Annotated in this window: 24 protein-coding genes and 1 riboswitch; of the genes, 3 read left to right on the top strand and 21 right to left on the bottom strand. The window is 48.3% G+C overall.

Going from position 1 to position 25,655, the window contains the following annotated elements; genetic code table 11:
• Positions 1–24: 24 nt before the first annotated feature.
• The gene (locus EDD67_RS06860) at positions 25–1,710 is read right to left on the bottom strand and encodes a DAK2 domain-containing protein (protein WP_121439688.1); all 1,686 of its coding nucleotides are present in this window, start codon (positions 1,708–1,710) and stop codon (positions 25–27) included.
• A 37-nt stretch (positions 1,711–1,747) separates the two neighbouring features.
• Positions 1,748–2,113 carry an Asp23/Gls24 family envelope stress response protein gene (locus EDD67_RS06855; protein ID WP_093071758.1) on the bottom strand — a complete coding sequence of 122 codons (366 nt, stop codon included), beginning with the start codon at positions 2,111–2,113 and terminating at the stop codon, positions 1,748–1,750.
• 229 nt (positions 2,114–2,342) lie between these two features.
• On the opposite strand from EDD67_RS06855, the gene rpmB reads away from it, so the two are divergent.
• Positions 2,343–2,531 (top strand): 50S ribosomal protein L28, encoded by a 189-nt coding sequence (gene rpmB / locus EDD67_RS06850; protein WP_093071757.1) that lies wholly within the window; start codon positions 2,343–2,345, stop codon positions 2,529–2,531.
• Positions 2,532–2,588: 57 nt separating this feature from the next.
• Here rpmB and thiT read toward each other — a convergent pair whose 3' ends face one another.
• The 9 genes from thiT to coaBC all read right to left on the bottom strand — a co-directional run bounded on the left by thiT (position 2,589) and on the right by coaBC (position 13,674).
• The gene (thiT, locus tag EDD67_RS06845) at positions 2,589–3,143 is read right to left on the bottom strand and encodes an energy-coupled thiamine transporter ThiT (RefSeq protein WP_121439689.1); all 555 of its coding nucleotides are present in this window, start codon (positions 3,141–3,143) and stop codon (positions 2,589–2,591) included.
• Positions 3,144–3,221: 78 nt separating this feature from the next.
• Positions 3,222–3,325: riboswitch (TPP riboswitch) on the bottom strand.
• A gap of 14 nt (positions 3,326–3,339) precedes the next feature.
• Positions 3,340–3,990 carry a ribulose-phosphate 3-epimerase gene (rpe, locus tag EDD67_RS06840; protein WP_121439690.1) on the bottom strand — a complete coding sequence of 217 codons (651 nt, stop codon included), beginning with the start codon at positions 3,988–3,990 and terminating at the stop codon, positions 3,340–3,342.
• Position 3,991: 1 nt separating this feature from the next.
• The gene (rsgA, locus tag EDD67_RS06835; protein WP_121439691.1) at positions 3,992–4,876 is read right to left on the bottom strand and encodes a ribosome small subunit-dependent GTPase A; all 885 of its coding nucleotides are present in this window, start codon (positions 4,874–4,876) and stop codon (positions 3,992–3,994) included.
• A 14-nt stretch (positions 4,877–4,890) separates the two neighbouring features.
• Positions 4,891–6,942 carry a Stk1 family PASTA domain-containing Ser/Thr kinase gene (gene pknB / locus EDD67_RS06830; protein WP_121439692.1) on the bottom strand — a complete coding sequence of 684 codons (2,052 nt, stop codon included), beginning with the start codon at positions 6,940–6,942 and terminating at the stop codon, positions 4,891–4,893.
• On the bottom strand, positions 6,935–7,696 hold the full coding sequence (locus EDD67_RS06825; protein WP_158638200.1) for a Stp1/IreP family PP2C-type Ser/Thr phosphatase: 762 nt from the start codon (positions 7,694–7,696) through the stop codon (positions 6,935–6,937). The genes pknB and EDD67_RS06825 overlap by 8 nt, the downstream gene beginning before the upstream one ends.
• 31 nt (positions 7,697–7,727) lie before the next feature.
• Complete coding sequence (gene rsmB / locus EDD67_RS06820) at positions 7,728–9,092, bottom strand: 16S rRNA (cytosine(967)-C(5))-methyltransferase RsmB (protein WP_121439694.1); 1,365 nt, start codon at positions 9,090–9,092, stop codon at positions 7,728–7,730.
• Positions 9,093–10,040 carry a methionyl-tRNA formyltransferase gene (gene fmt / locus EDD67_RS06815; RefSeq protein ID WP_121439843.1) on the bottom strand — a complete coding sequence of 316 codons (948 nt, stop codon included), beginning with the start codon at positions 10,038–10,040 and terminating at the stop codon, positions 9,093–9,095.
• A 14-nt stretch (positions 10,041–10,054) separates the two neighbouring features.
• Positions 10,055–12,469: a primosomal protein N' gene (priA, locus tag EDD67_RS06810; protein ID WP_121439695.1), complete on the bottom strand. Its 2,415-nt coding sequence runs from the start codon at positions 12,467–12,469 to the stop codon at positions 10,055–10,057.
• Entirely contained in the window at positions 12,466–13,674 is a 1,209-nt protein-coding gene (gene coaBC / locus EDD67_RS06805; protein ID WP_121439696.1) for a bifunctional phosphopantothenoylcysteine decarboxylase/phosphopantothenate--cysteine ligase CoaBC, read from the bottom strand. Before coaBC ends, priA begins: the two co-directional genes overlap by 4 nt.
• A gap of 114 nt (positions 13,675–13,788) precedes the next feature.
• On the opposite strand from coaBC, the gene EDD67_RS13870 reads away from it, so the two are divergent.
• Entirely contained in the window at positions 13,789–13,953 is a 165-nt protein-coding gene (locus EDD67_RS13870; RefSeq protein ID WP_154718753.1) for a hypothetical protein, read from the top strand.
• Between the two features lie 194 nt (positions 13,954–14,147).
• Here the strand turns inward: EDD67_RS13870 and rpoZ are convergent, their stop codons facing one another.
• The 4 genes from rpoZ to EDD67_RS06785 all read right to left on the bottom strand — a co-directional run bounded on the left by rpoZ (position 14,148) and on the right by EDD67_RS06785 (position 16,378).
• Entirely contained in the window at positions 14,148–14,369 is a 222-nt protein-coding gene (gene rpoZ / locus EDD67_RS06800) for a DNA-directed RNA polymerase subunit omega (protein ID WP_121439697.1), read from the bottom strand.
• Positions 14,370–14,373: 4 nt separating this feature from the next.
• The gene (gene gmk / locus EDD67_RS06795; protein ID WP_093071747.1) at positions 14,374–14,985 is read right to left on the bottom strand and encodes a guanylate kinase; all 612 of its coding nucleotides are present in this window, start codon (positions 14,983–14,985) and stop codon (positions 14,374–14,376) included.
• A 154-nt stretch (positions 14,986–15,139) separates the two neighbouring features.
• Positions 15,140–15,409, bottom strand: coding sequence for an extracellular matrix/biofilm regulator RemA (gene remA / locus EDD67_RS06790; RefSeq protein WP_121439698.1), 270 nt, complete (start codon positions 15,407–15,409; stop codon positions 15,140–15,142).
• A gap of 87 nt (positions 15,410–15,496) precedes the next feature.
• Entirely contained in the window at positions 15,497–16,378 is an 882-nt protein-coding gene (locus EDD67_RS06785; RefSeq protein ID WP_121439699.1) for a YicC/YloC family endoribonuclease, read from the bottom strand.
• 177 nt (positions 16,379–16,555) lie between these two features.
• On the opposite strand from EDD67_RS06785, the gene EDD67_RS06780 reads away from it, so the two are divergent.
• Positions 16,556–18,292, top strand: a complete 1,737-nt coding sequence (locus EDD67_RS06780) for an Rqc2 family fibronectin-binding protein (RefSeq protein WP_121439700.1) — start codon at positions 16,556–16,558, stop codon at positions 18,290–18,292.
• Positions 18,293–18,332: 40 nt separating this feature from the next.
• On the opposite strand, the gene pyrE is transcribed toward EDD67_RS06780, so the two are convergent.
• From pyrE to carA, 6 genes are read right to left on the bottom strand one after another with little or no spacing between them, the layout of a single operon-like run.
• Positions 18,333–18,953 carry an orotate phosphoribosyltransferase gene (pyrE, locus tag EDD67_RS06775; RefSeq protein WP_121439701.1) on the bottom strand — a complete coding sequence of 207 codons (621 nt, stop codon included), beginning with the start codon at positions 18,951–18,953 and terminating at the stop codon, positions 18,333–18,335.
• A 3-nt stretch (positions 18,954–18,956) separates the two neighbouring features.
• The gene (gene pyrF, locus EDD67_RS06770; RefSeq protein WP_170158420.1) at positions 18,957–19,667 is read right to left on the bottom strand and encodes an orotidine-5'-phosphate decarboxylase; all 711 of its coding nucleotides are present in this window, start codon (positions 19,665–19,667) and stop codon (positions 18,957–18,959) included.
• On the bottom strand, positions 19,637–20,578 hold the full coding sequence (locus EDD67_RS06765) for a dihydroorotate dehydrogenase (protein ID WP_121439703.1): 942 nt from the start codon (positions 20,576–20,578) through the stop codon (positions 19,637–19,639). Before EDD67_RS06765 ends, pyrF begins: the two co-directional genes overlap by 31 nt.
• Entirely contained in the window at positions 20,575–21,339 is a 765-nt protein-coding gene (locus EDD67_RS06760; RefSeq protein ID WP_121439704.1) for a dihydroorotate dehydrogenase electron transfer subunit, read from the bottom strand. Before EDD67_RS06760 ends, EDD67_RS06765 begins: the two co-directional genes overlap by 4 nt.
• The gene (gene carB / locus EDD67_RS06755) at positions 21,336–24,542 is read right to left on the bottom strand and encodes a carbamoyl-phosphate synthase large subunit (RefSeq protein ID WP_121439705.1); all 3,207 of its coding nucleotides are present in this window, start codon (positions 24,540–24,542) and stop codon (positions 21,336–21,338) included. Before carB ends, EDD67_RS06760 begins: the two co-directional genes overlap by 4 nt.
• On the bottom strand, positions 24,520–25,638 hold the full coding sequence (carA, locus tag EDD67_RS06750; RefSeq protein ID WP_121439706.1) for a glutamine-hydrolyzing carbamoyl-phosphate synthase small subunit: 1,119 nt from the start codon (positions 25,636–25,638) through the stop codon (positions 24,520–24,522). The genes carB and carA overlap by 23 nt, the downstream gene beginning before the upstream one ends.
• Between the last annotated feature and the right edge of the window lie 17 nt (positions 25,639–25,655).

The raw sequence follows: 25,655 nt of genomic DNA, 5'->3' as shown, positions 1-25,655 counted from the left end.
TTTCCTCCTAAAAAAAGCAATTTTTTATTCCACAGAGATTAAATACGAATAAAGAGGTTGACCGCCGTTATGCACTTCCGCTTCTACTTCTACATAATTTGCTTCGATATAGTCCGCAAGCTCTGCTGCTTCTGAACTGCTGCGTTCTTCTCCATAGATAATGGTGACAATTTCACTCGACTCATCGATCATCCCGTCGATTAATTGCTGGGCAACGTCCTGAACAGACGGTCCGTTGCTTAGAATCGTTTTTTCCTGAATTCCCATGTAATCGCCTTTTTTAATCGATACCCCGCTCATTTCCGTGTCGCGCACAGCATAAGTGACTTCGCCGGTCTTAACGTCTTGCATCGACTCTTTCATATCTTCGACATTGGCTTCAAGACCTCCTTCCCGGTCAAAACCGAGCATTGAAGCCAATCCTTGCGGAACAGATTTTGACGGCACAACAGATGCTTCAATATCAGCAACATCCGCTGCCTGCTGCGCGGCCATCACAATGTTGCTGTTGTTCGGCAGCAAAATCACTCGGCTTGCCTGGCAGTCATCGATAGCTTTCAAAAAGTCTTCTGTCGACGGGTTCATCGTTTGACCGCCTTCAATTACTTTCGTCACGCCGAGCCCTTTAAACAAATCGGCGATCCCCGGGCCCATTGAGACAGTAATGACAGCAAAATCCGCCGTTTCTGGGTCTTGCTGCTGCGAAGCGCGGCTTTGCGATGCTTGGCTGTCTTCTTGCAAAATAGTTGAGTGCTGTTCGCGCATGTCTTCTGCTTTTATGTTTACAAGCGAACCGAACTTTTGCGCTTCATTGATAACTTCGCCGGGGAAATCTGCATGAATATGAATCTTTAACAAATCGTCATCTGAAACGACGAGCAATGAGTCGCCGTATTGTGACAACAGCTCACGAAAGTCGTCTTCATTGTAAGGATTTTGCTGCAGGCTGTCCTCATCAAACTTCACCATTACTTCTGTACAGTACGAAAACTGAATATCTTCCGTCGCCATATGGCTTTGAGCAGAATGGTGCTCAAATTTTACGAGTTCTTCCATCGACGGGGTGTTCTCTTTACCGTCAGCCGAAATATGATCCCCTTCAAGAACACACAAAAAGCCTTCATAAATCGACAAAAGTCCCTGACCGCCCGAATCAACTACTCCGACTTCTTTAAGCACCGGGAGTAAATCCGGCGTTCGTTCAAGCGAAGCCTCGGCTTCCGTTTTGACAGCCTTCATTAAACCGATAACATCATCATCTTTTTTACTGTATGACACGGCAGCCGCTGCCGCATCTTTTGCGACCGTCAAAATCGTCCCTTCAACAGGTTTCATCACCGCTTTATAAGCCATGTCCACGCCGTTTTCAAAAGCTGCGCTCAGATCTTTCGCGGTTAAGACGGTTTTCCCTTCTACCGACTTCGAGAATCCGCGGAAAAGCTGCGACAAAATCACGCCGCTGTTTCCGCGCGCCCCCATCAACAAGCCCTTTGCAAAAGCCGAAGTGATTTTGCCTACTTCCGGATCATTCGATTGATTCACTTCTTTTACACCTGAAGTGATCGTTAAATTCATATTCGTACCGGTATCTCCATCCGGAACGGGAAATACATTTAGTGCATCTATTTTTTGCGCCTGATTAGAAAGGTTGTTCGCTCCAGACACTAACATGTCAGAGAACAGCTTTCCATCGATTTCATTTATTGCCACTGGTGGTCCTCCTAACCTTCTTGAGCTGAATGATCTATTACGGATTCAGGACTCGCACGCCCTGAATAAAAATATTAACGGATTCGACTTTAAGGCCCAGCATCTGTTCGAGCTGATATTTCACTTTCGACTGTACATTATGCGCGACTTCAGATATTTTTGTTCCGTACCCGACAATAATATACATATCAATATGCACTCGTTCATTGTCTTCTTCGCGAATCACGACGCCGCGGCCGAAATTTTCTTTGCCCAGTAAATCGGTAATGCCGTCTTTCAGCTGTTTTTGCGACGCCATACCGACGATTCCGTAGCAATCGACTGCAGCGCCGCCAGCAATAACCGAAACAACATCTTTGGACACATCAATATTCCCGTATTTCGTCTTCATTTCTATCGTCATTTCGTGCGCCTCCTTTTCATTCTCCTAGCTCGGCTAACGCTATTTTACTATAAGCGGAAGGCAAATTCCAATCCCTATTACATCTGCCCGCTGTCAAGGCAAACACCTTGATATTTTACGATAAAACCCTTGAATTATCAACAAGGCTATGCTAATATAACCAAGTATCTGATTTGAGATCAAGAATACGTTTAAAGTATGTACTGTTAGTTGTTAAGGAGGGATGACCATGGCACGCAAATGTGTTGTAACAGGGAAAGGACCTAAATCCGGTAACAACCGTTCACACGCGATGAACGCTTCGAAACGCCGATGGAATGCGAACGTACAAAAAGTTCGAATTCTTGTCGACGGCAAGCCTAAGCGTTGCTACGTTTCCGCAAAAGCGTTAAAATCCGGTAAAGTTACTCGCGTATAATGCGATCTGATCATAAAAAAAGCGCTCAATCGAGCGCTTTTTTTGTGTTTAAAAACATTAGCGGCTGTCCGGGGTAAAGAGCCTCGGGGCAGCATAATACAGCAGTATTAACACAGCAGCCGACACAGCGGCTGACGGCAAAATGTAGGAAAGGTTATAGAAAAAGGTGTACACCGCAACAGGTGTGCCTTCAGGCGCAAAGTCTCCGAACCAAACCACCCCGGCGGTAAAGTGAGCGGCAAACCGCAGCGCGGCCGCGAAAAACGTGCCGATGATTAACCACAACGCCGTCATCCATTTCGCCGACTGTTTAAATATCGGCACCGTTCCTGCCAGTCCAAGCAGCATAAAAGCTAGCGGATAATCCAGCAGCGCTTGAAGCCAATGGACAATAAACGGATTGTAAATCATGTTCCCGATCCCGTAAAGAAAACCGGTGACAAGCCCGACTTTCCAACCGCGCCGAAACGCGATTAAGAGCACAGGAACCATTGCTAAAGATACTGATCCCCCTTGCGGCCAAAAACGCAGAAACGTCAATAAATCCAAAATAATTGCCGCCGCTGTCATCATTGACACTTCTGCCATAATTAATGTTCGGCGATTTCTCATTAAAAAAACTCCTTTCAAAGTGGAACCACAGAAAGGAGATGCCCCTGACTGATGCAGTCATCGTCATGACAAACAAGCTGACAGTCAGGTCCACATCCCTGCGCAAGCATGAACTTACAGGTTCTTAGGGTCGAAGCTCAGCGCTTCCTCTCAGCCCATTTCGGACTCCCCTCGTGGCTCATATTGTCGTTTCATTCTACAAGCTTGTGCGCAAATCCTCAAGCGCTTTTTTACGGTCAGCTTGCCCGAAAACCGAAGACCCGGCGACAAGAACATTCGCGCCGGCATCTGCACATTTTTTTGCTGTCGCTGTTTTCACACCGCCGTCAACCTCAATATCAATCTCTAAACCGAGCTTTTCAGCCATCTGTCTTACTTGGGAAATTTTCGGCAAGACAGCATCAATAAACGACTGTCCGCCAAATCCGGGGTTAACGGTCATCAGCAACACTAAATCGACATCATTGATAACGTGTTCGATCATACTTACCGGTGTATGCGGATTCAATACAACTCCCGCTTTCGCTCCTGTTTCTTTAATCAGGTGAACCGTCCGGTGCAGATGCGGACACGCTTCAACGTGCACACTGATAATATCTGCGCCGGCATCACGAAACTGCGGGATATACTGATCCGGATTTTCGATCATTAAATGGACATCAAGCGGCAGAGAGGTATGCGGGCGGACTGCCTCAACGATCAGCGGACCGATTGTAATGTTCGGAACGAAATGTCCGTCCATCACATCGACATGAATATAATCGGCCCCTCCCTGTTCGACATCTGCAATTTCTGCGCCCAGTTTTGAAAAATCGGCTGCAAGGATAGACGGTGCAATTTTGGTCATCTTAATACCTCCGTTTTGTCTGTTGGATTTCTTCAATAAACTGCAAATAATGATCATAGCGGTGCTGAGCAACCTCGCCGTCCCGAACGGCCGTTTTAACGGCACACGACGGTTCATTTACGTGCAAACATCCGCGGAACTTACAAAATTCTCTTCTTTGCTCCATCTCCGGGAAATAGAGCGTTAACTCTTCCGCCTCAATGCCGGTAAAATCCAGCGAACTGAATCCCGGAGTATCAGCGACATAACCGCCGTTTTCCAACGGAATGAGTTCGACGTGTTTCGTTGTATGCTTTCCCCGCCCGAGGCTTTTCGACGTTTCATCCGTTTTAATATTCAACCCCGGCTTCAGCGCATTCAATAAAGATGATTTTCCGACACCTGACTGACCGGCGAGGACCGTTACTTTATTTTCTAAATAAGGGTAGACGGTTTTTAACGTCTCTTCGGTATAGATCGAGGTTTTCAGCACTTGATAACCGATCTCTTTATACCATTGTTCAAAACGGGCGATGTTCGCCTGCACACTGGGATCAGCCAGATCTAATTTGCTGAAACAAATCAACGGTTCAATCCTGCGTGATTCAACGTGTACGAGCATCCGGTCCAAAAGCAGCGGATGAAAAACCGGATCAGCGACAGAAAAAACGAGCACCGCTTGCTCTACATTGGCAATCGGCGGGCGGACAAGCTCATTCGACCGCTCTTTCACTTCCATAATATAACCTTCTGTTTTATTTGCCGCTTCAAACATCACCGTATCACCGACGAGCGGAACGATTTTCCGTTTGCGAAAAACGCCGCGCGCGCGGCATTGGAAAACCCCTTCGTTATTCTCAACATAGTAAAACCCGCTCAACGCTTTTATAATCCGGCCTTTTTCCATGCAAACCTCCTCTTTTACTGCTCGATGTCTTCCGCAGCGAATTCGTAAGGCGAATCAGCAAACTCTTCGCCGTCGACCTCTAATATCAGTCTGCCTGTTTCTCCCGGATACAAACTCATCGGTACATCGTATTCGGTATCTTCCGTAACTTCTTCTGTGATTTCTTCTTCCGGCTCATCGCTTTTGTCATCAGCAACGGAAATAACTACATCAAATTCGTTGTCATTGTTCTCTTCCTCATCGGGAACCGAGACGGAAAACGGCACCGTTCCGGAGATTACTTCCTCTTCATTATTTTCGTTCTGATTATTTTCGCTCCCGTTCGCATTTTCTTCATTTTCTTCGTCTTCTTCCGGACCTTCAGAGAAAACGACCTCCACTGTCGTTGGTTCATTAATCGTTTCACCGCGCTGAGGATCTTGCTCAAAAGCTTCTCCTTCAGGGATCCGTTCATGCGGTTCGTCTTCAAATGTAAAATCGAGCAGCGGTTCGCTTCCGATCGCACTGACGATTTCGTCTCTTGTCATCCCGCGGAGATTATCCATTGTATACTCGGGCGTTTCGCTCACGGTAAGCTTTACAGATGTTTCTGCCGGGATCACCGCCTCACCCGGTGCGGGCTCCTGCTGCATCACGGTATCATCTTTTGATTCATACGTTTCTTCGAAGTCAACCTCAACTTCGGCAAATTCATCGAGCTGGTCTTCGGCTTCGCCGCGGTTGACACCGGTCAGTTCATCCATTTCAACCGGCTCCATCCCGTCACTGACAACGAGTGTAATCAAAGCGCCGACTTTAACGGAGTGACCGGCATCAGGATTGTGAGACACGACATGATCTTCCTCGATCTCATCGTCAAAACGGCGCTCAGTTTCAACTTCAAGCTGAAGATCTTCAGTCAGTATTTCTTCCGCTTCTTCATAATGCATTCCGATCAGGTTATCCGGTATCGTCACTTCGTCAACATGAAGCCAGCTCGGAATGAAATAAAATGCCAGAAACAAAATGACGACTGCCGCTCCGGCACCTAAGGCGCCGAGCTTAAGCCACATTGCTTTTCGGTCTGGTTTTTCATGAGCCTTATTCGTATGTAATGATGATGCTTGTCTTTCATCTGCTGATAACTGGTGTGAATTGCCCGGCACAATCGTCTTATCCTCAACGTTTTTCGTCCCGCCGATAATCGGAACTGCTTTTGTTATGTTAGAGTCGTTCATGACGATGGGAAGCGCCGCTTCATGCAACCGTTCCGGGTTCAAGGCGGTAACAACATCTTCGTTCATCTGTGCAGCATTTCGATAACGGTCCGCTGCATCTTTCGCGGTTGATCTGATAATGATATTTTCGACGCTTTGCGGAATGCTTGTATCCATTTCCCTTAGACTCGGGATCGGTTCTTGCAAATGTTTGATCGCAATTGACACGGCTGTATCTCCCGAAAAAGGAACGTCGCCGCTTAACATCTCATAACCGATTACACCGAGTGCATACAGATCTGATTGATAAGTGACAAAGCCGCCTTTCGCCTGTTCAGGCGATAAATAATGAACAGAGCCGAGCACCGAGTTCGTGTGTGTGATCGTCGCGTCACTGATCGCTCGGGAAATGCCGAAATCCGTCACTTTTGCGGTTCCGTCATGACGGATTAAAATATTTTGCGGTTTAAGATCTCGGTGAACAATTTGATTATCGTGAGCATGTCCGACAGCCGACGTCAGCTGGTCGAGGATTCTCATCGACTCAACTGCAGATAGACGTCCGTATTGCTGAATATATTCTTTCAATGTCATTCCGTCAACGTATTCCATAACGATAAAATATTCGTCATCTTCTTCACCTACATCAAATATCGAAACAACATTCGGATGCGATAAACTTGTCGCTGACTTTGCTTCCCGGCGAAAGCGGCGGATGAATTCATCATCGTTTGAAAATTGCTCTTTAAGAACTTTGACGGCAACATCACGGTCAAGAATTAAATCCCTTGCCAAATAAACATCCGCCATGCCTCCCGCTCCGATGGAACGAATAATTTCATAACGGTCGTTGACGCGTTTCTCAATCATTCCCGGCCCCACCCTTCGGGCGATTTTCCAACATCAAAACGGTGATATTATCTTCGCCGCCGCGGGCGTTTGCCAGCTTAACCATTTCGTCAGCTTTTTTTTCAATCGGCGTTTCTTCGGCCAATAGCTTTTGTATATCTTCAAGGCCGAGTTTATCACTTAAACCGTCAGAGCAGAGCAAGATAATATCGCCTGCGTCCCAAATCATCTGTTCGAGATCAACATTAATCTGCCAATCGGTGCCGAGCGCATTCGTAAGAATATTTTTTTGCGGATGCACCTCTGCCTCTTCTTGTGTAATATGCCCTTTTTTCACCATTTCTCCCGGGACAGAATGATCACTCGTCACTAAGCGGAGATCAGCTTGAGAAGCAGAATAATAATACATTCGCGAGTCGCCTGCATTGGCGATCGTTACGTCCGATTCTTCGGCTGCAGCTGCGATCAATGTCGTTCCCATGCCGCCGTATTGCGGCTGGTCAAGAGAAGTGCGGATAATCGCCTCGTTGGCACCCTGAATCGTTTCTTTCAGCCATTCTCCGCAATTTTTTGCCCGGAGCTCTTCAGCACGATTTTGCCAAGCTTTTTTCACATGTTCGATCGCGATGCCGCTAGCAACATCACCGGCTTGATGCCCGCCCATGCCGTCTGCTACAGCTGCCAAGACTGTACTGTTTTCCGTATCGGAAAAAAAACCATTATCTTCATTATGAGCGCGAACTCTTCCTTTATCTGATCGAAAAATACCTTTCATCATCCACCCTCTTTTCTTTTCTCTGTCATGATTAACCGCTGCTTTTTTCAATAAGCGACATGAAAAAACCGTCAGTCCCGAATTCTCCCGCAAACAGCTGAACTCCCTCGCTGTAACGAACGGCCGTTGCCAAGACGGGCTCGGGCAGACGTTCTTCTGCATGTCCTGAAATGAAAGCGTCTCGCTGTCTTGACAGAAAGGCTTCGACTTGCCGGCTGTTTTCTTCAAGATCGATCGTGCATGTGCTGTAAACAAGACGCCCGCCCTTTTTCAACAGCGGCCAAACAGCATCGAGAATGTCCGCTTGTACCGCAGCTAAACGCTCGATATCTTCTTTCTCCTTCGCCCATTTAATATCCGGCTTGCGTTGAATAACGCCGAATCCGGAACACGGCGCATCGACTAAAATGCCGTCAAATGACTCCGGTTCATACACATCAGAGAGGCGGCGGGCATCACCGGCATGAGCAGTAATGATCGACAAGCCGAGCCGCTTCTTTTGTTCAGTAATATGTTTGACTTTATTTTGTTGAATATCAACGCTGATAATTTCACCGGTGTCGTCCATTCTTTCAGCCATACATGCTGATTTGCCTCCCGGCGCTGCACACGCATCAAGAATTCGTTCGCCCGGAAGAGGATTCAATAACAAAGCTGTCAACATCGACCCTTCATCTTGCAAGGAAACATAGCCGTTATGAAATGCAGCTGTTTTTGTCAGCACGCCGTTACGGATTCGAACCGCATTTTCAACTAGCGGGCTCGCTTCAGCTTCAACCCCTTCTTCTGCCAGTTCGCGAATCAATTTTTCGCGCGTCGTTTTTGTCGTGTTGACTCTTGCCGATGTAATCGGGTAGTTTAAATTATTCGCTGCAATTTCCGCCGCTTTTTCCTTGCCGAATTGCTCGATCCAGCGCTCAATCAGCCAAAACGGATGGCTCGTTTTAACCGCAAGACGTTCTGACGGATCTTCAATCGCATCGAGCGACGGTAATTCTTCGCGCATGATCGAACGCAGTATACCGTTAACCATGCCGGAAATCCCTTTATGTCCGCGCTTTTTAGCAATATTCACCGCTTCATTAATAATCGCATGATCAGGAACCCTGTCGAGATACACATATTGATATACAGATAAACGTAAAAGCGCGCGTACCCAATCGTTTAATTTTTCCGGCGGCTGAGTCAAAAAAGCATTTATATAGTAATCGAGCGTTTTCTCATACTGAATCGTGCCGTACACAATTTCCGTTAAAAGCGGAACATCGACGCTGGCAAGTTTTTTTTCTTTCACTGTCCGATCGATTAACACGTTGCTGTATCCTTGGTTTTTTTTCACGTGAAGCAATATGTCAAGCACCGCTTCACGGACATTATATGCAGAATGTTGTGCCATTTAGTTTTCTCCTAATTTCATACCGATTTCCCACGTGCTTCCTTTTCCGTTTAAAAACGTTTCGGCATTCATTTGATTTTTTCCTGCAGGCTGCAGGGTCAGCAAACGAACTTGCCGGCCGTCTCCGCAAACGACATCAATTCCGTCCGGCCCGGCTGCAGTGACGGTTCCCGGTTCTTTTTCAGCAGCAGCGTCCAGTAAAGACGCCTGCCAAATTTTGATTCGTTCACCGTTGACAGTTGTATACGCAACCGGCCACGGCGAAAGGCCGCGAATTTGATTGTAAACAGCCGCTGCCGGCTTAGACCAGTTTAACCGTTCATCTTCTTTCTTGATATTCGGCGCAAACGTCGCCTGCTGTTCGTCCTGTTCTTCCGGGTTGATTTCTCCGTTGATCAGCTTCGGAAGGGTCTCTAGCAATAAATCTTTTCCGAGTACAGACAGCTTATCGTGCATGGATCCTGCGGTATCTTCCGCTTCAATCGGTATCGATTGCCGCGAAAGCATCGCTCCTGCGTCAAGTTTTTCCACCATATACATGATCGTAATGCCGGCTTCGTTTTCACCGTTGATCACAGATCGGTGAATCGGTGCGCCTCCGCGGTATTTCGGCAGCAATGAAGCATGAACATTAATGCAGCCGTGCGGTGGAGCATCAAGAATGGCCCGCGGTAAAATCTGCCCGAACGCAGCTGTTACGATAATGTCAGGTTCTGTTTCAAGCACCCGGGCAGCCGCGTCTCTATCGGCGATTTTTTCCGGCTGATAGACGTCGATCCCCAGCCGCTGTGCTTCTTCTTTTACCGGAGGCGGAGTCATCGTTTTCTTTCGTCCTTTCGGCCGGTCTGGCTGCGTCACAACGAGCGGCACTTGCCAGCCGTCAGTCACCAACCCCCGTAATATTGGAACAGAAAAATCCGGCGTCCCCATAAACACGATTTTCATGATTGATCTCTCCATTCTTACAGCATCATATTCGGGTTCGTATCGATCACGATCGCTAAATCGGATCGATTCAATTCACCTTCGAATGTTTTCATCATTGTTTGCAGTGTTTCCGTCAACTTTGGTTCAACTTTATATTTTATCATGCATTGATAACGATATCTATCTTTGATCCGCGGAATCTGCGAGGCAACGGGGCCATACACAAGCGTTTGGCCGCTTAAATGTTCACGCAGAAAGCGGGCGATCCGGTCTGTTACTTGCACAGTATATTCAAGATCTTCAGCACTGACGTGCACGAGCGTTAAAAAGAAATACGGCGGATAGCCGCCCGCTTTGCGTACGCGCATTTCATCGTCAAAAAAAGACAGAAAATCGTGCTCTTTCACATGCTGAATACTGAAATGCTCCGGCGTGTAAGTTTGTACGAGCACTTCACCCGGCCGTTTGTGCCGGCCGGCCCGACCGCTCACCTGCGTTAAAAGCTGAAACGTCCGTTCACTTGCGCGAAAGTCCGGCAGGTGCAGCATCGAATCGGCAGCAAGAATTCCGACAAGCGTTATATCAGGAAAATCGAGACCTTTGGCGATCATCTGCGTGCCAAGAAGCACATCGGCTTCTTTATTGCCGAAAGCTTCGAGCAGCTTTTCATGAGAGCCTTTCCGCGAAGTTGTATCTACATCCATACGGATCACGCGGATATCAGGGAATACCTCGCGCAGAGCCTCTTCCACTTTTTGTGTGCCCGTGCCGAAAAACCGGATCGATTCGCTTTCGCATTCGGGACACAGTGTGGGGATGGTATGACTGTAGCCGCAATAATGACATTGGAGCTTTCGCTGTGAAGAATGATACGTCAGCGAAATATCACAGTGGGGGCATTCGGCAACATAACCGCAATCCCGGCACATAATAAACGTTGAGTAACCTCTTCGGTTTAAAAAAAGGACTGCCTGTTCGTTTTTTTCGATTCTCGTTTGAATTGCGTCGATCATCGTTTCGGAAAACATTGAGCGGTTTCCCGAGCGCAACTCTTCACGCATATCAATGACGGAAACATCGGGCATTTTGACATCGTTGACCCGTTTTTCCATCGTCAATAACCGGTACACACCCTTTTTCGCTCTGGCAAAACTTTCGAGCGACGGTGTGGCGCTGCCTAAAACAACCGGACAGCTGTAGTGTTTGCCGCGCTGTATCGCTACTTCTCTCGCATGATATCGCGGGGCATCTTCTTGTTTATAACTCGCCTCGTGTTCCTCGTCAATAATGATAATTCCGAGGTTTTCAAACGGAGCAAACACTGCAGAGCGCGCGCCGACAGCAACATCGACTTCTTTGTTGCGTATCCGCTGCCATTCATCGTACTTTTCACCTTTTGATAAAGCGCTGTGCAACACGGCTACCCGCGAACCAAAACGCCCCTTAAAACGCGTCACCATCTGCGGCGTCAAAGATATTTCCGGAACGAGTACAATCGCTTCTTCGCCTTTTTGCAAGACCGACTCAATCGCCTGTAAATAGATCTCCGTTTTCCCGCTTCCGGTTACACCGCGCAATAAAAATGTCTCTGCCCGGCCGGAGCGGACAGCTTCGTCAACCGGTTGCAACGCTTCCGTCTGCTCCTGCATGAGCGCCGCCGGTTTTTGATCGTGAAACTCTCTTCCTTCGTAAGGGTCACGCTGGATAACTTCGGTTTTTTTCTCCAGTGCGCCTTTTTTAACGAGCGCATCAATGATTGAGCGCGTGACGCCGGTCGCTTCAAGTATGCGCGCAACAGCATGATCTTCCGGATGATCGCCGAGATTATGTATATAATCCAGCACAAGCTTTTGTTTCGCGGTTAAGTTCTCAAGCTTTGCATTGATGCTTGGGTATACCGCCGTTTGCCTTTTTTCCGTTTCGTTTGATTTGACAACCGGTGTGACTAGAAAGTCTCCCCGTCTAAGCCCGGCCGCTACTTCTTTTCGTTCTTCTTTGGTCGCCTTTTGCTGCCATTTATCCCAATCGCTGATCCCATCATCTTGTTGAAACACTCGAAGAATTGCCTCAGAATAGTTTGCTAACTCTGCGTCCTCAGCGATGACAACATTTTTTCTGTAAGATGCCCGCATGGCTGCCGGAAGCATCACTTGCAGCGCAGAAATATGATAAGACAATGTCTGGTCTTTCAGCCAATCCGCAAGCATCATTAACTCGTTTGTCAGCGGAGGGGTCAAATCGACGAGGCGGCTGATTTCCCGCAGTTTTCCCGCCGGAACATCGGTAGTATCCGTCAACTCCAAAACAAACCCTTGAATCTTCCTCGGTCCAAACGGGACATAAACACGGATACCCGGTTTAATCAAATGTTCAAATTCTTCGGGCACGGCATAGTCAAACACCCGGTCCGTCTGGCTCGCCGGCACATCAACAATCGTCCGGGCAATCATTTTTCCGCCCCCATCCGCACTTGAACGGCGTCAAGCAGCTGTTTTGCTGCGGCCCGTTTCGCCGTCAAACGGATCTCCACCTCGTTTCCGTCCCGGTCATAAAGCATTAATGCATTCGTGTCCCCGTCAAAGCCGCTGCCTTCTGCTACAATCGAATTTGCTGCAATTAAATCCAATCCTTTTTCACTGAGCTTTTTCTTCGCGTAATATTCGATATGTTCCGATTCAGCCGCGAAACCTACCAAGTATTGTCCCTTTTTCGCCGCCCCGAGCGACTGTAAAATATCTGCGGTGCGTTCGAGCGGCAGCGTCCAGCCATCATCTGATTTTTTCACCTTCTGTTCGGCAACGTTAGCCGGCCGGTAATCAGACACGGCCGCAGCTTTGATCACCACGTCTTGACTGCCGTAATATTGATGAACTTGTTCATACATCTCTGCCGCTGAAGTCACATCAACGCGTTTGACACCGTGCGGATCCGGCAGACCGACCGGTCCGGCAATGAGCGTCACGTCCGCTCCGCGGGCAGCGGCTTCTTCTGCGATTGCAAATCCCATTTTGCCGGACGAGCGATTTGAGACAAACCGGACCGGGTCAACTTTTTCTTGTGTCGGCCCCGCGGTTACGAGGACTTTTAATCCGTGCCATTGCGGGTTGGCGCGGCGAATAAAATGATGATCGATCATCGCGTGCAGATCTTCCGGTTCGGCCATACGGCCTTTGCCGGAATAACCGCACGCTAAATACCCTTCATCCGGTTCGATAAATTCGCAGCCCATCTCTTTTAACGCCGTCAGGTTTCTCGTTACAGCCGGATGAGCATACATGTGCACGTTCATTGCCGGAGCAATCATAACCGGCGCTGTCGACGCAAGCAAAGTCGTCGACACCATATCATCAGCCAGCCCGTGCGCCAACTTCCCGATGATGTTTGCTGTTGCAGGCGCAATGACAACCAAATCCGCCCAATCTGCTATATCGATATGCGCAATCGAGGACGGATCCGGTTCATAAAACGTATTTTCATAAACGACCTCTCTCGACAGCGCTTGAAACGTAAGCGGCGTAACGAATTCACGAGCTGATTCTGTCATGACCACTTTCACTTGATAGCCGTCCTGTGTAAGTTTGCTTGTTAAGGCCGCCGCTTTAAAAACAGCGATCCCGCCTGTGACACAGAGCAATATATGTTTTTTTTCTGACATCTATACCCCTCCAGCTTAATCGATCTTGCTGTTCATTATAATACAGATTGAATGATCTGAACAAAAAAAGAAAGAAACGCCCTGTTTAGGACGTTTCAGAGTGTTGACAAAATCATGCCATCGTTAGATGTCCTGTTAAAAGGAACGGATGACTACGCATCCTCCGGCTTCTTTCCGCGGGCGAGCGCCGAGCCGCTTCGGGCTGATGCCCTGCAGGGTCTCGTCTGTCTCGCTATCCCGAAGGAGAAAGCCGGGATGCTGGGTCATCCTCTTTTTTGAAGCGAGTTTATTGATAAAAAAGAAGCCATGCATCCACTCCTCCGACGCCTCCGGGAAAGCAAGAGACGAAGATCCGTATTCGGCGGCCTGAGGCCGCCGAATACTAGCTGAGTCCTTGCCCGGGGCAAGTGGAGGGTAGTGGATTCATGGCTTACGTCAAAATAATAGTTTGTCTACACCTTGAAACGCCCTGTTTAGGACGTTTCTTCTGTTAAAGAGCTTTTTTTGTATGTCAATTCGCGATGATCAATTTCTTCAAGCGCTTGTCCGACTAGGTTCGGTGATTTAGCATCAACATTCGGATTTTCGGTTTCCGGCTCGTCGCGGAGCTGTCTCGCTCGGCGGGCAGAGATTGTCACAAGGGTGTATTTTGAATTGATTTTTTCCATAAGCGAGTCGATCGATGGGTTTAACATATGCTCACTCCTCTACAAGACTTTTATATAAATGGATCAAACGGTCCTTTTTACAATTTTCAGCTGTCACAATCGCTTTGATTCGTTCAACTGCCGACTCAACTTCATCGTTTTCAACGACATAGTCGTATTTGTCCATTAAGTCGATTTCTTCTTTCGCAACCGTCATGCGATTATCGATTAAATCCGCTGTTTCCGTCCCGCGTTCTTCAATCCGGCTGCGCAATTCATTTAAACTTGGCGGCATGAGGAAAATAAACACGCCTTCCGGAAACGTCTCTTTAACTTGGAGCGCTCCTTGAACTTCAATTTCCAAAATCACGTCATGGCCGGCCGCAAGCATATCCTCAACATAACTTCGCGGCGTGCCGTAGTAATTTTCAACGTACTGCGCATACTCGAGCAGTTCCCCGTCTTGAATCATCCGCTCAAACTCAGCTTTCGACTTATAAAAATAATTGACGCCTTCCGCTTCTCCTTCTCTCGGAGCGCGTGTCGTCGCTGAAACAGAGTAGCGGATATCGGTATCTTCTTTTCTGAGCGCGCCGCACACGGTCCCTTTTCCGACACCAGACGGGCCGGATAATACAATCAACAGTCCTTTTTCTCGTTTCATAGATGTCTTTACCTCCGCGTCCTTTTCATTTCTTCAGTCTAACATGATTTCACTTCTGACAACAGCAGTTCAACGAAAAATCATGTGTAAAGCCACCGTCGAATCTATACGGTGGCTCATCATTTTATACGTGTATCAAGAAACTCTCTTGCGTTCAGTCTTCGTTCGCCTCGTCTTTACTTGTAATTACACGCTGAGCAACGGTTTCCGGCTGCACGGCAGACAAAATAACGTGATCGCTGTCAGCAATGATGACCGCTCTCGTCCGGCGGCCGTATGTAGCATCAACGAGCATGTTGCGGTCCCGGGCATCAGAAATAATCCGTTTGATTGGCGCGGATTCCGGGCTTACGATTGAAATGATGCGATTGGCTGAGACGATGTTGCCAAAACCGATATTTATTAGTTTAATATCCGGATTCATTAGAAATAACTCCTTTGTCAATTCATTGTTCCATTTTACGATGGACATGTTGCACCCTGTTGTTATTTAGTAATGGATCAGTTTGTTTTATTCGACATTTTGGATTTGTTCACGGATTTTTTCCAGCTCAGCTTTCATCTCGACAACAAGCTGATTAACTTCTAAATGTCCTGCTTTTGAACCGATCGTATTGACCTCCCGGTTCAGTTCCTGCATTAAAAAGTCGAGTTTACGTCCGACAGGTTCTGTACTTTGCAATATGTCACGAAACTGTTTGACATGGCTGTCCATTCGTGTCAGTTCTTCTTGGAAATCTGTCTTTTCGGCATGAACGGCCACTTCAGTCATGAGCCGCTGTTCATCCGTTTCGCCGAATTCAGCAAGAAGCTCTTCCATTCGCCGCTGCAAGCGGTCCCGATACGCCGCCTGTACATCCGGACTCAAGCTGTGCATACGGCTCATCAGCCCCTCAAATGTGTCAAGCCGGCGCTTAATATCTGCGCACAGCTCCGCCCCTTCATGCTCGCGCATTTCAGCGAGATGCTCGGCCGCTTCAGCCGTCACTTCTTCCACCGCCGTGACGAGTTCAGCAGAAATATCTTCCGTTTCTTTGACAGTGACAACCTCGTCGTGCAAAAGCAGCCGGTCAATCGGAAAGGCTTCTGCAGCAACTGTCTTTTCCGCCATTCGCTCAAATGTTTCATAATACCTGTTGAACAGCTCCCAATCCACTTGCAGTTCCCGTCCGCCGAGGTCTTGCCCGGCAATATTAACGTACGCGTCAACTTTGCCGCGCTGAATTTTGGCAGCGATCGTCTTTTTCAGCCTGTCTTCGATAAAGAACAATTGCCGCGGAAGGCGCATGTTCACTTCTGAAAAACGATGATTTACCGCTCTCATTTCGACTGTGACTTGACCGCGGTCAATTTCCTTTACAGATCGGCCAAATCCTGTCATACTCTTCAACATTCTTATCACATCCACATGCTCATTTTATACAATTTTTTATGCTACAACAAGGGAGAAACAGAAATTCCCTCTGTTAAGCCGTTTTTGTCCGCAATTTAACCGGCTGAACAGGTCTGTTATAATAGAACGAGCATCAGCAATTGATGACGATGAAAAGAAAGCCGAGGTGGTGAACGAATGTCTTTTGACGGCACCGTCACCCGAGCCGTAACACATGAACTAAGCGAAACGATTCAATCCGGACGAATCACGAAAATTCATCAGCCTTATCCGACCGACCTCACCGTCACCGTCCGCGCTGCCGGAAAAAACCATACGCTGTTTTTTTCCGTCAATCCGAATTTTGCCAGGTTTCACCTGACGTCGCTGAAATTTGAGAACCCGAAGGAACCGCCGATGTTTGCGATGGTGCTTCGAAAACATCTTGAAGGTAGTATTCTCGAATCGATTGAACAGCAGGGGCTGGAACGGATCGTCACCTTTTCCTTTAAAGGACGCAATGAGCTGGGGGATGTTTCATACAAAAAATTGACGCTGGAACTGATGGGAAGGCACAGTAATTTGATGCTCATCGATGCAGAAAATAACACCATTATTGACAGCATTAAGCACATTCCGCCCTCGCTGTCACAATACCGGACTGTACTGCCCGGCAAAGCGTATGTCGATCCGCCGCACCAAGGCAAGCTTAACCCGTTAGAATCGGACGAAACCGTCGTCCGGCGTAAAATCGATTACAATCGCGGAAAAATTGACAAGCAGCTTTTACAAACGTTTGAAGGCCTCTCCCCGCAGACGATTAAAGAAATTATGCACCGGGCCGGCCTCGTAAACCAAGAGACGCTGCCGAAAGCGTTCACCGACGTGATCGAACCGCTCGCAAAAAGGGATTTCACGCCAAACATTGTAAGCGACGGCAATAAAGAGCTGTTTTCGGTCATAGCGCTGACGCACGCCGCGGGCGAAACCGTCGTTTTCTCATCGATGCAAGCAATGCTCGACCAATACTACGAAGACAAAGCAGAACGCGACCGGGTCAGACAGCGCGCCCACGATTTAGAGCGGTTTGTCCGCAACGAATATGAGAAAAACAAAAATAAAATTGCAAAACTGACCGCAACATTGGCTGATACAGAAAAGGCGGAGGACTATCAAAAACAAGGCGAATTGCTGACCGCGCATATTCATTTAATCTCTCCCGGGGATACGGAAGTAGACGTGATTGATTATTACGATCCCGATCAAGGCTCGCTGACGATCGCGCTCGATCCGCAAAAAAGCGGCCCGGAGAATGCACAGGCTCTGTTTAAAAAATACCGCAAACTGTTGGCCGCGGCCAAACATGTTAAAAAACAAATACGCGAAGCAAAAAAAGAAATGTCTTATCTCGATAACTTGCTGCAGCAAATGGAACAGGCGTCAACGAAAGATTTAGAAGATATCCGCGAAGAGCTTGAGCAAGAAGGGTATTTAAAGCAGCGGGCTTCGAAAAAAAAGGCGAAAAAGAAGCCGGCTAAACCGCAAGTTGAACGGTACGTTTCTTCGTCGGGTACCGAGGTATACGTCGGCAAAAATAATAAACAAAACGAATATTTAACGATGCGGCTTGCCCGCCAAGATGATACATGGCTGCACACGAAAGATATTCCGGGCTCGCATGTGTTAATTCGCAGCACAGACTATGATCAAGAAACGTTGATCGAAGCGGCGCAATTAGCTGCTTACTTCAGCAAAGGGCGAATGTCCGGTCAAGTTCCCGTTGATTATACGCTGATTCGGCATGTAAAAAAACCGAACGGGGCCAAACCGGGATTTGTCACATACGATCAGCAGACAACCTTGTTTGTGAATCCGGACGAGCAGCTTGTTCAAACGATGCGCCGGCGCGCCACCGAAGAAAAAGCCCGTTCTTAAACAAAAACTCCGGAAAAGCCAGACTTTTCCGGAGTTTTTGTTATGCCCATTTTTCCGGCGCTTTTCGCCACGCTCTTAGGGAATCCAATTCCGCCGCTTCGATATATTCGCCGCTGACGGCCGCTTCAATTAATTCATCATAAGCTGTCAGTGTCGTCATTTTTATCCGGTGCTTTTCACTGTTTTGTTTCGCTTTCGGAAGTCCGTAGGAAAAAATCGCCGCAATACCGGAAACTTCCGCTCCGTAATCCCGAAGCACCTCAGCCGTTTCAATCGCGGAACCGCCGGTTGAAATCAAATCCTCAATGACGACCACTTTCGTTCCTTTTGACATCTTCCCCTCGATTTGATTGCCTTTGCCGTGTTTTTTCTTGCCCGATCGCACATATACCATCGGCAGCTGCAGCTGCTCGCTCAGCCAAGCTGCATGAGGAATTCCGGCAGTAGCGGTCGCCGCAAGACATTCCGCTTCCGGATACGTATCTTGAATCATTTGACTGAAAGCATTAATGACAACTCTCCGCTCATTCGGATAAGACATTAATAGCCGGTTATCGCAATAAATGGGAGATAAAATTCCCGAACTCCACGTAAAAGGCTGGTCAGGTTTGAACATGACAGCCTCAATTTCCAGTAAAATAGAGGCGATGCTTTTGTTCATCGTTTATCTCTCCTTTAACCATTCTCTGATATAGTCCTGATAAGCTTTTTGCGGGGAGGAAGCTTTCGTAATGCCTCTGCCGACAACAATCGCATCTGCCCCGAATTCCCGCGCTTCTCTCGGCGTCACCGCCCGTTTTTGATCGTCCGGTTCGTCTGCTTTTCGCCTGATCCCCGGACAAAGGGCGTAAAGCGGAAAATGTTCTTTCACAGCCGAAACATCCAAAGCTGAACAAATCACGCCGTCTAAGCCGGCTTCATAAACGGAAGCGCTCAATTGCAGAACGTGAGCTTGGATATCTGTTGCTATCGCCAAATCGTTACGGAGCATTTCTTGTGACGAACTCGTTAAATGGGTGACGGCCAAACAGAGCGGCGGCTCTTTTGATGCCGGAGTTCCTGCTGTCAGTCCCTCCTTCGCTCTTTTCATCATTTCTTTCCCCCCGAGGGCATGGACATTCACACAATCCGGTTCAAGCTTCGCTAAATTACGCATCGCTTTTTCGGCAGTTACGGGAATATCATGGATTTTTAAATCGATAAACACTCTGTGGCCCGCTTGTTTGATCGTTTCCACAATTCGCGGCCCCTCCCGGAAATAAAGTTCCATCCCGACTTTGACATCCAACGTTTCCTCTTTAAATTCGTTTAAAAAAGCGAGCGCTTTTGTTTCATTTTCTTTGTCTAACGCAATGTAGAGAGGGGAGATTTGCAATGATTCCAGCTCCTTCCTGTCAGGTCTTGAGCGCTTTTCCAGCCGAGTTCGTGCATTCTTGCCGGGAGGTCGCCGATGATACGCGGGCATGCGTATGGATCAGCAAAGTTTGCTGTTCCGACCGCGACTGCAGATGCTCCGGCAAGCATCAATTCAATCACATCATCCGCTGAGGCGACACCGCCCATACCGATAATCGGGATGGAAACAGCTTGGGAAACGTCGTAAATCATCCGGACAGCGATCGGTTTGATCGCCGGACCGGACAGACCGCCGCGTTCATTTCCTAATAACGGGCGCGATGACTGAAGATCAATTTTCATCCCTAAAACGGTATTAATCATGCTGAGCCCGTCTGCACCGCCTTCCTCGACCGCGCGGGCGATCTCTGTTATGTCGGTCACATTGGGCGACAGTTTGACATAAATCGGATGTTCGGTTGTGTTTTTGACAGCTTTGGTCAACTTATACGCGCTCTCCGGATCGCTTCCGAACTGCAGTCCGCCGCAGCTGACATTCGGACAAGAAATATTCAGTTCAAATGCCGATAACTTTGCCTGACGGCTCAAATGATCGACCACGTTTACGTAATCATCTTGCTGGTTGCCGGCAACATTCACCAGCACCGGCAAATCATAATCTTCCAAAAACGGGAGGTCAGCTGCAACCGCTTTGTTCATTCCCGGGTTTTGCAGTCCGATCGCATTGAGCATCCCGCTGTTCGTCTCTGCCGTTCGCGGGGGCGGATTTCCGCTCCGCGGTTCTGCTGTAACAGCCTTTACCGTGATCGCACCGAGTGTGTTCAAATCGTAAAACTGACTGTACTCTTTCCCGAAACCAAAACATCCCGATGCTGTCATGACCGGATTATCCATCGCCATACCCGGAAGATTAACGGTCAAATCTGTCATATTTTCACCTCCGCACTGTTAAAAACCGGTCCATCACTGCAAATTTTCACATAAGGAGAATTGACAGAACGGGCGGATTCACAGACGCATGATAAGCAAGCTCCGACACCGCAAGCCATCCGCTCTTCCAGCGAGAGATACGCTTTGCTTTCCGCGGCCTCTTGCACCGCCCGAAGCATCGGCCGCGGCCCGCAGGCATAAAACGTCTCGTTTCCGCGGAGCGCTTTGATTTGGTCTGTCACATATCCTTTTTCACCAAACGATCCGTCTTCCGTGGTTATCGTTGTCTGCCCTAAATCGGCAAATGCTTTCTGTAAAAAAACTTCTCCTTTCGTGCGGAAACCGAGATAAATATCGAGCGCTATTCCGCTTGCAGCGAATCTTTTCGCCAAATAATACAAGGGAGGCACGCCGATACCGCCGCCGATCAAAACGGCTTTGCCGTCTTGTTCCGGGGCGGATGTAAATCCGTTTCCGAGCGGGCCGAGCAGATTTACAACGTCTCCTTCCCCTGCAGCAGCGAGCTGCTTTGTCCCTGGCCCTTCTGCCCGATAAATGAGCGTGCATTGTTTTGCAGCCGGTTCGGCATCCGCAATGCTCAGCGGTCTTCTTAAGAGCGGAGCTGTTTTCCCGGGAATTTGCACATGGACAAATTGCCCTGGTTCGGTCATGTTCGCTGCCTCTTCGCCTGTTAAAATGAGCTGGAAAATATGGTCGGCAATCTGCCGATGACTTATAACCTTGAAATCTGCTGTTTTCATGTGAGCACCCCGCTTTTGTTGCCGCGCGGATGATTTTTTAACGGCTCTGCTGTGAAATGAAATAATTCCAACGCATCAGTTAAAGCCTCGGCCGTATCCAGCGACGTCATACAGATCGTTCCCTGTTCAACAGCTTTTCTGCGGATCTTAAATCCGTCGCTGATCGGCTGTTTTCCCCGCGTGATTGTATTGACGATCACTTGAACGTTTCCGTTTTCAGTCAGATTGAATATGTCCGCTTCACTCTCGCCGACTTTTCGAACCGGTTCAGAACGAATCCCGTGCGCTAATAAAACTTTGTGTGTACCGCTTGTAGCAGCTAATTCAAATCCGAGCGCTTTAAAGCGGGCAGCTAACTGAACAGCTTCAGCTTTATCTTTATCCGCAATTGTAAACAGCACTTTACCCGAACTCGGCATTGTCATGCCTGAGGCGATCAATCCTTTATACAGCGCCTTTTCAAACGAGATATCGGTGCCGATCACTTCACCTGTCGATTTCATTTCCGGACCGAGCGAAATATCCACATCGCGCAGTTTTGCAAACGAAAAGACCGGGACTTTCACAGAAAATTTTTCTGCTTCTTGTATACAGCCCGACGACCAGCCCAACTCTCGCAGTGATTGACCGGCCATCACTTTTGTTGCCAATCCTGCCATGTTTACACCTGTTACTTTCGTTAAAAACGGCACTGTCCGGCTCGAGCGCGGATTGACTTCTAACACGAACACACTCCCGCGGCTGACAACAAACTGGATGTTCATTAAGCCGACGATATTCAACCCGCGCGCCAATGTTTTCGTCTGTTCGATCAATTCATCTTTAATAGAGGTCGCCATATTTCGCGGCGGATAAACAGCGATTGAATCACCGGAATGAACCCCTGAACGTTCAATATGTTCTAAAATACCGGGAATAACGACGGTGTCACCGTCAGAAACAGCATCGACTTCTATTTCTGTTCCTGCCATATACTGATCGATCAGGACAGGGTGTTTCTCATTAACTTTAACGGCCCTTGTCATATAATCAAGCAATTCCTCTTCCTGATAAACAATTTCCATCGCCCGGCCTCCAAGGACATACGAAGGGCGGACGAGAACAGGATAACCGATATCGCCGGCAATTTTCACCGCATCGTCAATCGAAAAAGCTGTTTTTCCGGCAGGCTGGGCCACTTCCAGTGATGCCAGCTTTTGTTCGAATTTCTCCCGGTCTTCAGCCTCATCCATTGCACCGATCGATGTGCCGAGTATCCGCACCCCGCGTTCGGCCAGATCGGCGGCAAGATTCACCGCTGTTTGACCGCCGAATTGAACGATCACGCCTTCCGGCTCTTCATGACGGATAACATTCATCACATGTTCGGCAGTCAGCGGTTCAAAGTACAATTTGTCGGAAATCTCAAAGTCCGTGCTGACAGTTTCCGGGTTATTGTTTATAATGATCGCTTCATAACCTGACTCTTTAAGCGCTTTAACCGCATGAACTGTGGCATAATCGAATTCGATTCCTTGTCCGATGCGGATCGGACCGCAGCCTAAAACCAATACCGACGGTGTGTTTGAAACTGCAGATTCATTTTCTTCTTCGTACGTGCTGTAATAATATGGCGTTGCCGACGCAAATTCGCCGGCGCAAGTATCAACCATTTTAAAAACCGGTTCGATGCCGGAAGTGAATAATTGCTGTTCGACATCCTTTTCATTCATATTGAGCGCTTCAGCGAGCCAGCGGTTGGCGAACCCGGCCCGTTTTGCTTCGAACAGCACATTTTCCCCGGCCATCACTCTTCGTTCGAGCTTAACAATCGACGAGATTACTTCCAAATAGAACGGATCGATTTTCGTCAATTCGTATAGGTTTTCGATCGATTCGTTTTCCCGGATCGCTTCGGCGAGCAGATAAATCCGTTCATCCGTCGCCTGAACGAGAAGCCGATTCCTTTCATTGCGCGTTAATCCTTGCCATTTTTCCATTTTTAAATGAAACACATCCGTTTCGGAGGAACAGACTGCTTTTAACAGTGATTCCGCCGCTGTTCTGCCGATCGCCATCACTTCGCCTGTCGCTTTCATTTGCGTGCCGAGCGTCCGATTGCCCGATTCAAATTTATCAAACGGCCAGCGGGGAATTTTCGTCACAATATAATCCAAAGCCGGTTCAAACACAGCATACGACGTTTGCGTAATCGGGTTGATGCACTCATCCAGCGTATAACCGCAAGAGATTTTCGCTGACAGCTTTGCAATCGGATAACCAGTCGCCTTTGACGCCAAAGCAGAGGAGCGGCTCACCCGCGGATTGACCTCAATGACGCGGTACGATTCGCTGTACGGATCAAGCGCAAGCTGAACGTTGCACCCGCCTTCAATTTCAAGCGCGCGGATAATTCTTAACGAGACATTTCTCAAGAGCTGATATTCCCTGTCTGTCAGCGTTTGACTCGGGGCAACGACGATTGAGTCCCCTGTGTGGATTCCGACAGGATCAATGTTTTCCATGTTGCAGATAACAATCGCATTATTATGTTTATCACGCATTACTTCGTATTCAATCTCTTTGAACCCGGCAATACTCTCTTCGATTAAACATTGGTTCGTCGGACTTGCTTTTAAGCCGCCGGTAATGATGTTTTCAAGCTCCTCCGCATTTTCCGCGATGCCCCCGCCGGTTCCCCCGAGCGTGTAAGCCGGCCGGACAATGAGCGGATAGCCGCTCAGCGCGGCAAATTCTTTTGCCTCGTCTGCTGAGTGAACGATTTGGCTTTGCGGCACCGGTTCTGAAAGTTCATTCATAAGTGTCCGGAACGATTCGCGGTCTTCTGCCTGGCGGATTGAATCAATCCCCGTACCTAAAAGCTCCACGCCGCATTCAGCTAATACACCGGTATCGTGCAATTCCATTGCAATATTTAAACCTGTCTGTCCTCCGAGTGTTCCTAATAATGCATCCGGTTTTTCTTTTCGGATGATCCGGCTGACAAAAGAGGCGGTCAAAGGCTCTGTATACACCCGGTCTGCAGTCATTTCATCGGTCATGATCGTCGCCGGGTTCGAATTCACGAGAATCACTTCATAGCCTTCTTCCTTCAGCGTCATACATGCTTGTGTTCCGGAGTAGTCAAATTCAGCAGCTTGACCGATAATGATCGGTCCTGAACCTACGACGAGAATTTTATCAATATCCGTTCGTTTCGGCATAAACAGCTCCCCCTCGCTTTGTGTTGCGATGCTTACATACTTCATCATAAAACGCCTGAAAAAGCGCTTTGTCATCTTCAGGGCCCGCGGAAGACTCCGGATGAAATTGGACACTGAAAGCCGCAGCGTCCGTCAGTGAAATCCCTTCGACCGTATTGTCGTTAACATTTTCATGCGTGATTTCAACATTTCTGCCCGCCAATGAATCTTTTCGCACCGTATAACCGTGATTTTGCGCGGTGATTGTCACCTGCGACGTCCGCAGATCTTTCACCGGATGATTGCCTCCTCTGTGACCAAACGGCATCTTTTCTGTGTCGCCGCCGGCAGCCATGGCCAAAAGCTGATGACCGAGGCAAATGCCGAAAATCGGCACAGAGCCGAGCAGCTCGCGAATAATTTTCACGGCATGGCTCGCAGCTTTCGGATCACCCGGGCCGTTGCTCAGCGCCACGCCGTCCGGGCGCAGATCGAGAATATCCCGGGCCGACATCGTATGCGGCACGATGACGATTTCCGTTTCAAAAACCGACAGTTCCTTTAAGAGACTTTTTTTCGCGCCGTAGTCAATCAGGACAATCCGCCCGTTCTTTCCGGGAGAAACGTACATTTTTTTCGTGCTTGTCCGCTCGATAAATTGTCCTGCATGATCAGTTGATTTCAGCATTTTAACAACTTCTTCTCTGTCGTCATCGACAGAACATAACCGGCCTTTCATCGCGCCTGAAGAACGGATCATCCGCGTCAGTCTGCGTGTATCAATCCCTTTTAATCCCGGAATATTATTTTCGCTCAGCCATTCGTCAAGCGTTCTTTCCGAACGGAAATGACTCGGTGTTTCCGCAGACTCTCGCACGATCACCCCGTGCAAAAACGGGGTCATGCTCTCAAAATCATCTCTGTTAATCCCGCAATTGCCGATCGAAGGATAGGTCAATGTGACGATTTGTCCGGCGTAAGAAGGGTCCGATAAAATTTCTTGATAACCCGTCATACCGGTATTAAAGACAACTTCTCCTTCAGTAAGCCGGTCGCTGCCAAAAGCTTCACCTGTAAATACCGCTCCGTTTTCCATTATCAGCTGTCGTGTTTTCATCGGCGGGTCTCCTTTTT

The sequence above is a fragment of the Salisediminibacterium halotolerans genome, assembly GCF_003814815.1.
Lineage (GTDB): Bacteria > Bacillota > Bacilli > Bacillales > Salisediminibacteriaceae > Salisediminibacterium > Salisediminibacterium halotolerans.
The sequence above is the reverse complement of the archived record's forward strand: the minus strand, read 5'-3'. Positions and strand labels throughout refer to the sequence as shown.

What these genes read in the sequence shown, in the direction of transcription:
- pknB (WP_121439692.1), bottom strand. Translation starts at nt 6,942, where the DNA reads ATGATTGAGAAACGCGTCAACGACCGTTATGAAATTATTCGTTCCATC.
- EDD67_RS13870 (WP_154718753.1), top strand. Translation starts at nt 13,789, where the DNA reads ATGCCATCGTTAGATGTCCTGTTAAAAGGAACGGATGACTACGCATCC.
- EDD67_RS06855 (WP_093071758.1), bottom strand. Translation starts at nt 2,113, where the DNA reads ATGACGATAGAAATGAAGACGAAATACGGGAATATTGATGTGTCCAAA.
- EDD67_RS06785 (WP_121439699.1), bottom strand. Translation starts at nt 16,378, where the DNA reads ATGTTGAAGAGTATGACAGGATTTGGCCGATCTGTAAAGGAAATTGAC.
- EDD67_RS06765 (WP_121439703.1), bottom strand. Translation starts at nt 20,578, where the DNA reads ATGACAGATTTGACCGTTAATCTTCCGGGTATGGCGATGGATAATCCG.
- EDD67_RS06825 (WP_158638200.1), bottom strand. Translation starts at nt 7,696, where the DNA reads ATGAAAGGTATTTTTCGATCAGATAAAGGAAGAGTTCGCGCTCATAAT.
- remA (WP_121439698.1), bottom strand. Translation starts at nt 15,409, where the DNA reads ATGAATCCGGATATTAAACTAATAAATATCGGTTTTGGCAACATCGTC.
- coaBC (WP_121439696.1), bottom strand. Translation starts at nt 13,674, where the DNA reads ATGTCAGAAAAAAAACATATATTGCTCTGTGTCACAGGCGGGATCGCT.
- thiT (WP_121439689.1), bottom strand. Translation starts at nt 3,143, where the DNA reads ATGAGAAATCGCCGAACATTAATTATGGCAGAAGTGTCAATGATGACA.
- priA (WP_121439695.1), bottom strand. Translation starts at nt 12,469, where the DNA reads ATGATTGCCCGGACGATTGTTGATGTGCCGGCGAGCCAGACGGACCGG.
- gmk (WP_093071747.1), bottom strand. Translation starts at nt 14,985, where the DNA reads ATGAAACGAGAAAAAGGACTGTTGATTGTATTATCCGGCCCGTCTGGT.
- carA (WP_121439706.1), bottom strand. Translation starts at nt 25,638, where the DNA reads ATGAAAACACGACAGCTGATAATGGAAAACGGAGCGGTATTTACAGGT.
- carB (WP_121439705.1), bottom strand. Translation starts at nt 24,542, where the DNA reads ATGCCGAAACGAACGGATATTGATAAAATTCTCGTCGTAGGTTCAGGA.
- rsgA (WP_121439691.1), bottom strand. Translation starts at nt 4,876, where the DNA reads ATGGAAAAAGGCCGGATTATAAAAGCGTTGAGCGGGTTTTACTATGTT.
- EDD67_RS06760 (WP_121439704.1), bottom strand. Translation starts at nt 21,339, where the DNA reads ATGAAAACAGCAGATTTCAAGGTTATAAGTCATCGGCAGATTGCCGAC.
- EDD67_RS06780 (WP_121439700.1), top strand. Translation starts at nt 16,556, where the DNA reads ATGTCTTTTGACGGCACCGTCACCCGAGCCGTAACACATGAACTAAGC.
- rpoZ (WP_121439697.1), bottom strand. Translation starts at nt 14,369, where the DNA reads ATGTTAAACCCATCGATCGACTCGCTTATGGAAAAAATCAATTCAAAA.
- pyrE (WP_121439701.1), bottom strand. Translation starts at nt 18,953, where the DNA reads ATGAACAAAAGCATCGCCTCTATTTTACTGGAAATTGAGGCTGTCATG.
- rpmB (WP_093071757.1), top strand. Translation starts at nt 2,343, where the DNA reads ATGGCACGCAAATGTGTTGTAACAGGGAAAGGACCTAAATCCGGTAAC.
- rpe (WP_121439690.1), bottom strand. Translation starts at nt 3,990, where the DNA reads ATGACCAAAATTGCACCGTCTATCCTTGCAGCCGATTTTTCAAAACTG.
- rsmB (WP_121439694.1), bottom strand. Translation starts at nt 9,092, where the DNA reads ATGGCACAACATTCTGCATATAATGTCCGTGAAGCGGTGCTTGACATA.